Here is a 13131-nt window from a genome sequence, read left to right on the forward strand (position 1 = left end):
ACCAGCCTTTTCAACCATCTTCGCTTGCATCACTGGTTGGGCGATCAGTCGACGGTCTCAGTTGGATGAAAGCCGAGGCGTAACGTGATTCGGCTTCACGCCAAATTGAATTCTTCGCACAGCTCGTCGATGACGTCTTGCTGCATCACCGAGACATCGCCGATCGCTTTTGCGTTGATCACCGCTTCGGCGGTCGATTCGAGCACTTCCAAGCGATCAAACGCATCCAAGACTGTTGTTCCGGTGACTAGCACGCCGTCGTTTTCAAGGATCGCGGCCGGGTTACGACTGCACACGTAATCGGCAACCGATCCATCGCCTGAATACTGAACACCATAGGGAGCACGAGCCACGTCGCGTAGGAAGACGTAGCTTTCAGGGATGGTTCGAACATCCAAGGGAACACTGGTGACGCTGAATGCTGTTGCGTTGACCGGATGAGCGAACACGATCGCTTGCACGTGAGGGTGCCTTTCGTAGATTGCGCGGTGAGCATTGGCGGCTCGACTGGCCAGTTTTCCGTATTCACGAAATTCGCCTTTGACCAGCACAAAGTCCTCGGCTCGCAACAACTCACGGTCTCGCTGCGTTGGCGTGATCAAGAATGAATCGTCTTTCAAACGAGCTGAAAAACTGCCTTCGGTGCTGATCAACAAACGCTGCCGGCATCCCCGACGCACAAACTCGCAGAGTTGCCGACGTAGTTCTTGCTCTTGCGTGGTGGCGGCGGGCGGTTGGTAGCTAATGAAGTCAACGCTTCGATGGGCGGCTTGATCCAGTTGGGAATCGTCGAGGTATCGAACTTCGCCAATCTGTTTGGCTTTGATCAGCGTCTTGCCCGCGAATTCGAACGCTTCGAATCGTTGGAACGCCGACGCGAAATCTTGACCGGCAACGACGACGCCGTGGTTTTCCAAGATCACGCTGTCGCATCCGTCTTCGAACTGCTTCGCAATGCTGGCCCCGAGTGCTTCCGTTCCTGGACAAGCATAAGGTGCGAATCCGACTTTGCCGCAAACACTGTGTGCTTGATGGAACAACCGAGTGTCGGGGGTCCCGCGGCAGATGCTGAAAGCGACCAGGGCGACCGGGTGAGCGTGCACGATCGCCTTCACATCCGGCCGGGCTTCGTAGATCGCTTTGTGAAACGGAAACTCCGAGGATGGCGGGTGCGGGCCATCGACGGATCCATCGGCGCGGACGCAGATAATGTCGTTCCGAGTCAGGTTGCCTTTGTCGACTCTCGCCGGCGTGATCCAAATGTTGCCCTCGCTGTCTCGGATCGACAGATTGCCACCCGAAGTCGTCGTCATGCGGTAACGATAGATCCGATCCATCGTTTGCATGATTCGGTCCCGTGGATGCTGGACATCTCGCGAATGGCTCATTCTATTTCCGTCGGTGAAGGATCAATCAGAAGGTCAGCGGAGGAGATTACAGAGGTCGGACAACCGACGTGCTGCGGTAGTAGTCCATCAGCGTTTCAGGCGAAAGCACGCCGCCGCCCATGCCGCTCTTCTTGACGCCGCCGTAAGGGACACCGTGCGCGAACACATTGTGAGCGTTGATCCAACTGTTGCCAGCGATCATCGCCTCAGCGACCCGGTTGGCGCGTTCGGTGTCGGTGGTCCAGACACTGTTGGCCAATCCATAGTCGGTGTCGTTGGCTTTCGCGATCGCATCGGCTTCATCGGAAAACTTTGCCAGGTATGCCACGGGGCCAAAGATTTCTTCGCGAGCGGCGACGTTGTCCAGCGGTCCAGCCAACAGAGTTGGTTTGACATAGTTCCCGTTCAATCCGTCGACCGTCGCGGGACCACCACCGCACAAGCACTGAGCACCGCCAGCGGTGCCTTTTTCTTGATACCCGAGAACACGCTCGCGTTGTTTCGGATTCACAACCGGGCCCATGTCACTGTTGGGGTCCAGTGGGTGACCGATGCGAACTTTCTCCATCAACTGCTTGCACTCCGCAACGAATTCATCGTAGATGTCTTCGTGGATCAACCAACGCGTTGCATCGCAGCAGACTTGACCGGTGTGGAATGTGATCGCACCGACCAACGCTTGAGCGGTGGCTTTGACATCCACATCATCGAAGACAACCGCAGCGCCTTTGCCCCCCAGTTCCAATTTGACCGGCACCAAGTTGCGTCCGCATGACTCGCCGACCAAGCGGCCGACTTCGGGCGAACCGGTGAAGGACATGCGTTTGATTTCGGCGTTGTTGGTCAGGGCGGCACCCGCCGTCGCACCACGACCGGTGACCACGTTGATCACGCCATCGGGCACACCGACTTCCTTGGCCAATTGAGCCAAGTAGATCGCCGACAGCGATGTGTCTTCAGCGGGTTTGATCACGACGGTGTTGCCGGCGGCCAACGCAGGCGAGATTCCCCAGCCGATCAACAAGAACGGGAAGTTCCATGGGAAGATGAATGCACAGGCACCCCAAGGTTGTTTGACCGTGTGGGCATCGTGGCCGGGCACGTCCAACTTCGTGCGTTTCTCGACTTTGTCAGACAACCCAACGAAGTAACGCAGCGTGTCGACGAAGTTTTGCACATCGCCCGCGGCTTGGGCTTCGATCTTGCCGGCATCGAGGGCCTCAATCTGCGCGATGATCGCTTTGTGACTTTCCACCGCATCGGCGAGTTTCAACAGGATGCCGCTGCGTTCTGCTTGGGACAATCCCGCCCAAGCCGGGAAGGCTTCGTTGGCAATTTCAACCGCACGGTCAATCTCGGCCGCACTCAGATCATGAATCTCAGCGAGCTGATCGCCCGAGCCTGGATCGATCGTTGCGATCACGTTTCCTTGCTCGCTCGGGAAGGCTTTTCCGCCCACAAAGCTCGCCAGGGGCGATTGATCCAGGAACGATTGAACTTCGGGAAGCAAGGTGTGTTGGGTTGCGACGCTCATATTCTTTCTCGCTCAAACTTTCTCTGCGGTGAATGGGGGTGAACTAGCAGTGTACAACGATTGTCGATGGACTTCATCGCGGCATCGATGGTTGGATGGGACGCCCAGCCTCCAGACTGGGTGGGTGGATCCCCTTGGAAACCGGTTCCAAGGCTCGCTGCCGTTCCGATTGTTCGTGAGTGGTGGTCGCCAACTCCGTTTGCTGATCAAGGACTTGGCTGATTGCCCGTCATCGAATCACGCAAAAACTGGTCTCGCAATTCCCACCAGCGATCCGCCATCTGTCGGACTCGTTCAGGGTGTTTGGCCGCCAAGTCGTTTTGTTCGGCTCGGTCGCCCGCCAAGTGATAGAGTTGCCAGTTGCCATCTTCTTGGGACTCGTTGGCCGCGGTTTCGGAACGCAGCCAGGGAAAGGGGCGAGAGATGTTGGAGTGAATGATCTTCCAATCACCTTGCCGCAGAGCCCAGTTGCCTTCGTGATAGAACCACAATTCGTTATGAATTGCAGCATCGCTATCGTCGAAGGACGGCTTCAAACTTCGGCCGCTCATCGGTGGGCCACCGGTCTCGTCCAGCTCGACTTGGGCGAGATCCAACACGGTCGGCGTAATGTCGATGGCATGCCCAAGGTTGGTTCGCAGTTCGTTCTTCGCGTTGATTCCCTCGGGCCAATGAACGATGAACGGCGTGGACGTCCCTCCTTCGTGTACCCAGGTCTTGTGCCGACGAAAAGGAGTGTTCGCGGCGCTGCTGAATCCGGGGCCCAAGCACAAATAGGTCGCGGCCGATCCGGGTGACGCAGAAGGATCGTGGCCTTCGCCTCGGACCATGATCTCAGCGCTGGCACCGTTGTCGGACAGAAAACAGATCCAGGTGTTTTCGAATTCGCCCATTTCTTTGAGCTGAGCGAGCACGCGCCCGATCTCTTGATCCATGCGGTCCACCATGGCCGCGTGGATGGCCATCTTGGTCGCTTGGAATTGTTGTTGCTCTTCGCTCATTTCATCCCATGGCAACGGGCGAGTGACCTCTCCTTCGCCGAGCACTTTGAGTTGGTCGGGGAAGGCATAGGGCGGACCTACTTCTTGCTCGATCGGAGACAGAGCACCAACGTTCAAGCCGAGTTCACGCTGTCGTTGCTTGCGTTCTTTCCGCAATGCCTCCCAACCTGCGATGTAGCGGTCGCGGTATCGCTCGATGTCTTCCGGCAACGCATGCAGCGGGAAGTGAGGGGCATGAAATGCGAGGAAGTGAAAGAACGGCTGATCGGAATGTTCCTCCGCGTGGTCTTGCAAGCATTCAATCGCGTGCTGAGCGGTCGCGGTCGTCCGGTAGAATTTCGGATCTCGGTTCTGTTTGCGGATGGAGTCAAAGAATCCTGGGCTTCGGGTGGCTTCGTCGGAGAGATCGAATCCGTTGTCGGTCGGCTTTCCATCGATGTGCCATTTGCCAGAGTGATAGGTTCGATACCCGGCTGGACGAAGGTATTCCGCCAACGTCTGAGCCCACTCGGGACGTGTTCCACCGCCGCCATATTGCCGCGTCGCCCCTGGCATGCTGTCGCGACGCACTTGTTGTGGGTAGTACCCCGTCATCACGGCGGCTCGTGTCGGCCAGCACCTCGCCGTGTTGTAGAACTGGGTGTACCGCAAGCCGCCCGCCGCCAGTGCATCCAAGTTGGGAGTCTCGATTTCACCGCCGTAGCATCCGGGATCCGAGAACCCAAGGTCGTCAGCGAGAATGACAAGGAAGTTTGGTCGTTCGGATGCCATCAAGGGATTGCCAGCCACGCCCAAACAGGCGACTGCCATCAAGCAAAACATCCCTCGCACGTTTCGAAAGTTCATGTCCGTTGTCTCTGGAAGTTGATTGCGATTGGAGGAGGTGGTGTCTTGTGGGGCGGCCTTCCGGCTCAATTACGTAGGTTGGGCTTCCTAGACTGGCCGTTTTCGTAGGTTGGGCTTCTAAGCCCGACCAGTGGGGCAAAGGACGCTGCGTTTTTTTCCGACGGTCTTGGAAGACCAACGTACAGTTCGACGGTCTTGGAAGACCATCGTACGGGGCGACGTCGACGGCCCGGGAAGGCCATCGTACATTTTTTGCGTTGCCTTGGAGCAGTCTTGGACTTCATTGTTCATTTCACGAATCGCGGAAGCCCCATCCCAGTGATTCCCAGTCCGGGTGCACCCATCGAACCCATTGATCTTCCGCATAACCAGCTTTCATCGGGTTGTTGCCGATGTACTGAACGAGGCGATAAAGATGCTCTTCATCGCGGATGATTCGGTCGTGGCTTTCTTGCTCCCATAGCGGCCCTTCCAAACCGAGTTCACGATTGACCTTTCGGCTGACAAACCCCTTGATGTCGCGCAGCAGGTCTTCCAATGCATAATTACCCAGCGGCTTCATGACCAGATGAACATGGTTTTGCATCACACAATAGCAAGACGTCAGGTAACGTTGGTCTTGAAAGTGCTGCATTGACTTGGCCATCTCGTTCGCCAAGCCGACATGTTGAAACACGCATTGGCCGTACCCTTGGTCCAGCCACGCTTCGGTGCGGTGCGTGATTTCTCTCGCCAGGAGGTCCCAGTCCGATTCGGTCCGCGGCTCCTGGTGGGATCGTTCCCACATTTCTCGCCAACGCTGAAGGCTGCGAAGTTGACCTTGCGGAATGGAGTCGGCAAGTCGAAAGGTAATCGCATAGGTCGCTCCCGCCTGCCGCCAATGTGGAAGGTGCCGGTGGTAAATTCGAACCGGCAAATCAGGATGCAGTCCGCGAAAGCCGGGCGGAGCGTCCAGGTGAAAGGATTCGCTCACGTGATACTCCCAAAGACAGTGACTGGCGGAAGCAGGAATTCTTGTGGCTACTGTACTGCAATCTGGCAGGCGACGTCGGGTGGCAACGCAAACCAGATACTCTGTCGGTTGGGCGTCCAAGCGATTTTGTAAGTTGGGCTTCCTAGACTGGCCGTTTTCGTAGGTTGGGCTTCTAAGCCCGACCAGTGGGGCAAAGGACGCTGCGTTTTTTTTCGACGGTCTTGGAAGACCATCGTACGGGGTCAGTGACTTGCGGCTCCGAAGGTCCATTCTTGGATGGTGTCGCCGTCGCCGTTGAGCAAACGCATTTGCCGGATTTCGATTTGGCCGGGGCCATTCGATGGATCGATTCGGACGCCTTGTACCGGGCCCTTCGGCGAAAGTTGGATGGAATAGGTGTGGACGTTTTCATTATGAGTCACATCAAACACCTGGCTTCGCACCGCATTGTAGGGAAGGCCGATCTCTTTCCAGAAGATTTGCCCACTGCCCGAAGAATTCGATTGCATTTCAACAGTGAACGTCATCGGAGATGCCTTCACCACTTCGGGAAGCGAGAAACTCAAGTGCGGGTCACCGCCGGTGCTTTCGACTTGCAGCACACTGTTGGAAACGGAAAGGTCACACGTCCCACCGGGCAACCAACCGGCGACCGGTTTTCGGTGAACTCGCGGTTTGGTCCTCTTCGGTGTGTTGCCGGTGCGTTTCAGAACGCCTTTGCCTTCCGCGGCGAGGTTGTATCGGGCGGGATCGAATTTTGGATTGATCAGCGGTCTGACGGCATTGGTTTCAACCAGATGTTGCTCGATCAGCGTATCCATTTGCTGGACTCGATCGGGATTTTTTGCCGCCAGGTTCGTTCGTTCACCGAGATCGTTCTTCAAGTTGAAAAGTTTGTATCGATGCGAACCGTTTGGGCCACCATGGAAAATGCGAATGAGCTTCCAATTGCCCTGATGCACGCTGACCGAAGGCGGGATCCAATTCGGCACGGGAGGATCATGAGGGAAGTAGGTGAAAATGGCGTCTCGCTGCAGTGGCTTCCCCTGCAAAGCGGGAACGATGCTGACACCATCGAAGCGTTGGTTTGGCTGAGCGTCGATCGACAGCATCTCCAGGAGAGTCGGGTAGAAATCGATGCTTTGAATGATCGCATCGCTTCGCGATCCGGCGTTCACCACACCGGGCTGGACAACGATCGCCGGTCCACGCACGCCGCCCTCATACATCGTCGCTTTGCCGCCTCGCAACGGAGCGTTGCTGGTCGCGGTCGTGGCATCGACTTCGTTGTACATGTTGCCGCCGTTGTCCGACGCGAACACGATGATGGTTTCGTCGGCGATTTCGAGGCGATCCAACGTGTCCAGCAAGGTGCCGATCGCATCGTCCATGCTTTCGATCATTGCGGCGTAGGTCGGGCAGCGTTGAGGATCGTTCGGATCGACGCGATCTCGATACTCTTCGATCAACTCTTTCTTGGCGTCAAACGGCGCGTGAACACTGAACATCCAGTAGTTCAGAAAGAAAGGCTCATCCGCGTGCTGCTCGAGAAACCGGACCGCTTCTTTCGCCATCCGGTCCTCGAGGTGCTCATTCGGAATCATCGGATCGTGATCAAAGTCCTTGAACTTCCACGGTGCGACGTAGCTGCCCGCAGGACCGGGGCCGGGATGGTGTGGGACATCGACGGCAAAACCATGTTCCAGCGGTGAGTAGGGTTCCGGTCCCAAGTGCCATTTTCCGAAGTGACCGGTGGCATAACCGTTGTCCTGGAACATCTCGGCGAGCGTGTAATACTTGGTGTCCAGTCGTGTCACCGATTCGGGGACGGTCGAGAACTTGTTGGGGGGCCCTTTCGCGGTCTCTTGGGGTTCCAAAACGACCTTCGGCAAGTGGCAGGTCGGCGAAGTGATGCCGTGCCGTGCTGGGCTGAGTCCGGTCAAAACACTCGCCCGTGTTGGCGAACAAAGCGGACTGGACGAGTAAGCTCGCGTGAAAGTCATCCCGCGTTTCGCAAGCCGTTCGATGTTCGGAGTTTGATAGAGCTTCGTCGTTCCAAACAGAGTCGTGTCGCTCCATCCCAGGTCATCGGCCAGGATGAACAGCACGTTGGGACGCTTCGATGCACTGGTGTTTGCCGACGCAGCGGGCTTGTTCGCCAGTTCTTTCACTCGGAGGTTCTTCCACAGCACGGTGCCTTTTGCACCTTTGTGAACCTGCAGGCCGAAGAAGCCTTTGGGGTAGGATCCGTCGTCGATCCAGTGGGCGGCTGGCACACCATTGATCCAGGTTTTGACGACGTTGCCCTGGGCAGAAATCGTCACGCGATTCCAAATGTCTTCCTTGGTGGCCGCTCTCGCTGCCTGGTGCTCTTTCAACCACAGCGGGTAAAAGTAACCGCCGCAGCTTTGTCCATAGATGCCACCCGACCAATGGCGATCTTGACTGAATCCCTCCATCTCTGCCTGAGGGCCAAACACCGTTTCAGTTTCGTTTTTGCCTGGCTTGGATTGAGCACGGAACATCACACCGCTGTTGCAGGACTCTTCCCACTTCATGTCGCAGGTGAAAATAAAGTCGTCGAAGTCATCTCGTTCGGTCGACAAATAGGTGCTGTTGGAACCTGGAACGACTTGGCCAACAAGGATCCCGTCTTGCACCGTGAACTTGCAGGTGCCTCCCTTCGGAGTCCAGCCACTCAGGTCCTTGCCATTGAACAACGAGGTGAAACCTTTCGACAGATCCGGCTCGGGGTCTGTGTTGAGCAGCATCTCCTCGGGCAAAGGAGCATTCGCTTGGTCTTTGTACTTTGCATGCCACGCATGCTGCTGAGGGTCGAGTTCACCCGCCTCAGCAGAATGGCTCGCACAGAAGCACATCGCGAGAGCGAGCAAAGGAAGAGGAAGTCGTTTCATGGAGTTTGTCCTGGTGGGATCGGCAGCCAGTGTTGCGGCCGGATGGGCAAGGTGTGGGGGGATTTGGCAAACGACCTGCCAATGGATCATGATGATTGGCTGAGTCACTTTGTGACAAACAACCGTTGAACGTTCTAGCGTGACATTGCAGCGATTCCAAGAAAAGGATGGCCTTTTCGGACAAAATCGAGGGCAATCACTGCCGCATCGTGCCAGTCTGGCGTCCATTGTGGCTTGCTGCTGTGCTAGCAAGTGATCCCATTCGATCTACACTGATTGAATCCTGCCAACTATCCCGCCGCCGAACGCTGGTCATCATCTATGCCATTCCACCGGGGCCGCTTCCCATCCGTGTTTGCACGCGAGACGCGGTTGCAACGAGTTTTGATGCTGGCTGTGGCTCTCTGCTCATTCATCGTCTGTTCGCTCCTGCATTCGCGTTCGCATGCCGAGGACATCGCTCGCCCAACGGAGAACGCCGGCCCTGGCTCGGCTACAAGCGAGCCATCGGTTTCGTTCAGTCGCGACATCCGGCCGTTGCTTTCGAACCGATGCTTTGCCTGCCACGGTCCAGATGCCGGTTCACGAGAAGCCGGTTTGCGGTTGGACCAGCCCGATGGGGATGAGGGGGCCATCGGAAACGCGATCGAACCACAAGCGGTCGAAGAGAGTGAGGTCTGGCACCGGATCACCAGCGATGACGAATCGATGTTGATGCCGCCGCCGGATTCACACTTGAAGCCGTTCAACGAAGAAGAAACGGAACTGATTCGGCGATGGATCGAAAGCGGAGCCGTTTACGAAGACTTCTGGGCATTCCGTGCCCCCGAACATCCGCTGCCACCGATCACGAGCGATGCGGAGTGGAGCACTCAGGCGGTGGATCGATTCGTTCTTCGAAAGCTGGAGTCACTGCAGCGTCTGCCTTCGGAAGAAGCCAATGCGAGAACTCTGTTGCGACGGTTGACATTCGACCTGACCGGTTTGCCACCCCGCCGAGAAGCGATCCGCCAGTTCGAATCGGACTACGCCCATTCCCCCGAGTTGGCCTGGGAAGAATTGGTGGATGACCTTCTCTCAAGTCCGCAGTTTGGAGAGCACATCGCCCGCCACTGGTTGGATCTGGTGCGATTCGCTGACACCAACGGGATGCACAAAGATTTCTATCGCAACCACGTCGCTTATCGGGATTGGGTGATTCAGTCGTTCAACGAAAACCTTCCGTACGATCAATTTGTTCGAGACCAGATCGCTGGCGATTTGCACCCGCAACCGACCCGGGACCAGTTCGTCGCGTCGGGATTCAATCGGCTGCACCTGATCATTGATCGTGGAACCGCTTTGCCCGAGGAAAGCCACGTCAAGAACGTGTTGGATCGCGTTACCGCTGTCGGCACCGCGTTCATGGGTCTGACGGTTCAGTGCGCACAATGCCACGATCACAAGTTTGATCCGATCACGCAGAAGGATTTCTTCTCACTATACGCGTTTTTCAACAACATCGATGCCGAGCCCGAAACCAACCCGCGACAAGTCGTGGATGGTTTTCAAGCGCCTTTCGTGCGATTCCCCACCGATGCTCAGCAATCCAAGTTGGATCAAATGGATGCGGATTTGGCCGCACTCGAACAGCAAATTGCTCCTCGTAGCAAGCGAGTGAACCAAGTCACCAAGCAGTTGCAACAAATCAAAGAGATTCAACCCGAGGAGGAAGCGTCCGACGACGAGTTGGCGAAAAGCGATGTGGTGGAAGCTGTGACGCCTGAGGAAGAGGCTCGCGCGAAGACAATTCGAGCGTGGGACGCTCTCAAAGACTCGCTCCAAAACGAACTCGATCAGTTGAAGTCGCCGCTGGAGAAGTTGCAGAAGCAGCAGGCCAAGCTTCAACGCGAAAGAAACTCGGTCGAACATGGTGTCGACAAAGTGATGGTGATGAAGGAACGCGATGAGGTTCGAAAGACATTCGTTCTGGTGCGAGGTCAGTACGATGCCCCTGGGGAAGAAGTCCAACGCGGGGTTCCCGGCTTCCTTCCACCACTGGAGACGGAAGCGGATTCGCCATCCCGCATGGATCTGGCCAATTGGATGGTGGCTCCCGAAAACCCGCTGACCGCACGCGTGGCAGTGAACCGGTTTTGGCAACTCTTTTTCGGCGTCGGGTTGGTCAAAACGTCCGAGGACTTTGGCAACCAGGGCGAGGTCCCCAGCCACCCTGAATTGCTGGATGAATTGGCGGTGTCGTTTGTCGACTCGGGATGGGATGTCAAAGCCTTGCTCAAGCGAATCGTGATGAGCAAAACGTATCGTCAATCTTCGCGAGCCACGCCGGAGCAGTTCCAAGCGGACGCAGACAATCGATTGCTCAGTCGCGGCCCCCGCTATCGGCTCGATGCCGAAATGATCCGCGACCAGATTCTGTTTTCGAGCGGATTGTTGTCCACTCGAATGCATGGGGCGAGCGTTAAACCACCGCAGCCGGACGGGTTGTGGAAAGCGGTTTCGATGACGGGGGAACGTTTCCGCGCTGATCAAGGTGAATCGATTTATCGCCGTAGCATTTACACGTTTTGGAAACGTGCGATGCCACCACCGCAAATGACCATCCTCAACGCACCCAATCGTGACGCGTGCATCGCGCGTCGCGAAAGAACGAACACGCCAACACAAGCTTTGCTGCTGCTCAACGAGAGCGAATACCTTCGGGCCGCCCGGCAATTGGCGCAGTCCGTTTTGGTGGAACCCGCCGAAAATCGTATTGCGTTTGCCTACGAAACGGTCACCTCCAAACTCCCTGATTCAACGGAAGTGAACGTTCTGCAAACACTGCTGGATGATCTGCGTGACGAGTATGCCAGCTCACCCGATTTGGTCGAAGATTTGTGCGAGGGAGTGTCCATCGACGAACCTCAGGACAAAGTCGAACTCGCCGCTTGGACGGTGCTGTGCAACACGCTTTACAACCTCGATATCACCAAGACCAAAGATTGAATCGCCATGCATCACCACAACAGCTCGACAAGCGAAAATCGTCGTCGGTTCTTGGCCAGTGCCGGCATGGGATTGGGGACAACGGCGCTTGCATCGTTGGTTCTGGGACCAAAGTTCGCAAACGCAGCGGTCCCAAACGCCGCGTCCGGTGCACCATACGATATCCCGGCGGGGTGCCATTTTGCACCCAAAGCGAAACGCGTCATCTTTCTTTTCATGGCGGGAGCTCCCAGCCAAATCGACTTGTTCGACTACAAGCCGGAACTGGTCAAGCAGTTCAATCAACCGTTGCCGCCATCGGTTAGCCAAGGCCAACGCGTGACCGCCATGACGCGTGGCAAAGAGCAACTGATCGTCCCCAGTCGCTTTGGTTTTTCGCAGCAAGGCGAAAGCGGCATGTGGATGAGCAATCTGTTGCCGCACCTTTCGACGCAAGTCGACAAGCTGTGCTTCATCGATTCGATGCACACCGAATCGATCAATCACGACCCGGGCAAAACCGCGTTCTGCACCGGAACGGAACTGCCAGGCAAACCAAGCATGGGGGCCTGGTTGAGCTACGGATTGGGAACGCTCAACAAGGACTTGCCAGACTACATCGTGATGCCATCGGCTTACTGGAGCGGCAAGGTCAACGTGCAAGCGTTGTACTCTCGTCTCTGGGGCAGTGGTTTTTTGCCGTCCAAGCACCAGGGCACCAGCTTCCAAACGTCGGGCGATCCGGTCCTGTTTCTATCCAACCCCAGCGGCATCGATCCAGCGATTCGGCGACGCATGCTCGATTCGCTGGGCGACCTCAATCGCAAGCACTTTGGGGAGATCGGGGATCCCGAAATTGAGACGACCATCGCTCAACAAGAGATGGCGTTTCGGATGCAAACATCGGTCCCCGAACTGACGGACATCTCCGACGAGTCTCCTGAGACACTGGCGATGTACGGCGAAGAAGTGAACAACCCGGGGTCTTACGCCCGCAACTGTTTGCTGGCCCGTCGGATGGCGGAACGCGATGTTCGCTTCATCCAGTTGTTTCATCGCGGTTGGGATCACCATTCCAAGTTGCCGGCCAACCTGCCGGGACAATGCCAAGACGTTGACCAGCCAACCACCGCCCTGCTGAAGGATCTTGAGCAGCGCGGTTTGCTGGACGACACCTTGGTTGTTTTCGCTGGTGAATTCGGGCGAACGGTCTATGGTCAGGGCAAGTTGGACATGGACACCTACGGTCGCGATCACCACCCGAGGTGCTTCACCGCTTTGCTGGCAGGCGGCGGAGTCAAAGGCGGGATACGGCACGGTGCAACCGATGAATTCAGCTACAACGTTGTCGCCGACCCCGTCCATGTTCGTGACCTGCATGCCACGATGCTTCATCTGCTGGGCGTCGACCACAAACAACTCACGTTCCCGTTTCAAGGACTGGAACAAAAGTTGACCGGAGTCGAGCCCGCCCGGGTGGTCAACGAGATCATCGCCTGAGGCAGCG

Annotated in this window: 7 protein-coding genes; 2 read left to right on the forward strand and 5 right to left on the reverse strand. The window is 56.6% G+C overall.

All coding sequences use genetic code 11. The annotated features are described in order from the left end of the window. Window positions 1–95 precede the first annotated feature (95 nt). The 5 genes from UH5x_RS24700 to UH5x_RS24720 form a co-directional block, all read right to left on the reverse strand. Window positions 96–1388, reverse strand: a complete 1293-nt coding sequence (locus UH5x_RS24700; protein ID WP_047815172.1) for a class II aldolase/adducin family protein — start codon at window positions 1386–1388, stop codon at window positions 96–98. A gap of 46 nt (window positions 1389–1434) precedes the next feature. Then, entirely contained in the window at window positions 1435–2922 is a 1488-nt protein-coding gene (locus UH5x_RS24705) for an aldehyde dehydrogenase family protein (protein ID WP_482634005.1), read from the reverse strand. A 206-nt stretch (window positions 2923–3128) separates the two neighbouring features. Further along, on the reverse strand, window positions 3129–4769 hold the full coding sequence (locus tag UH5x_RS24710) for an arylsulfatase (RefSeq protein WP_482634006.1): 1641 nt from the start codon (window positions 4767–4769) through the stop codon (window positions 3129–3131). A gap of 292 nt (window positions 4770–5061) precedes the next feature. Further along, window positions 5062–5742, reverse strand: coding sequence for a transposase (locus UH5x_RS24715; RefSeq protein WP_482634007.1), 681 nt, complete (start codon window positions 5740–5742; stop codon window positions 5062–5064). A 242-nt stretch (window positions 5743–5984) separates the two neighbouring features. Beyond that, window positions 5985–8657 (reverse strand): sulfatase-like hydrolase/transferase, encoded by a 2673-nt coding sequence (locus tag UH5x_RS24720; RefSeq protein ID WP_482634008.1) that lies wholly within the window; start codon window positions 8655–8657, stop codon window positions 5985–5987. A 321-nt stretch (window positions 8658–8978) separates the two neighbouring features. Here UH5x_RS24720 and UH5x_RS24725 point away from each other — a divergent pair, with 321 nt between their 5' ends. Both UH5x_RS24725 and UH5x_RS24730 read left to right on the forward strand, forming a co-directional pair. Next, entirely contained in the window at window positions 8979–11645 is a 2667-nt protein-coding gene (locus tag UH5x_RS24725; RefSeq protein ID WP_482636069.1) for a PSD1 and planctomycete cytochrome C domain-containing protein, read from the forward strand. A 6-nt stretch (window positions 11646–11651) separates the two neighbouring features. Beyond that, entirely contained in the window at window positions 11652–13124 is a 1473-nt protein-coding gene (locus UH5x_RS24730; protein ID WP_482634009.1) for a DUF1501 domain-containing protein, read from the forward strand. The last annotated feature ends 7 nt before the right edge of the window (window positions 13125–13131 follow it).

Source organism: Rhodopirellula sp. UH5, assembly GCF_056839225.1.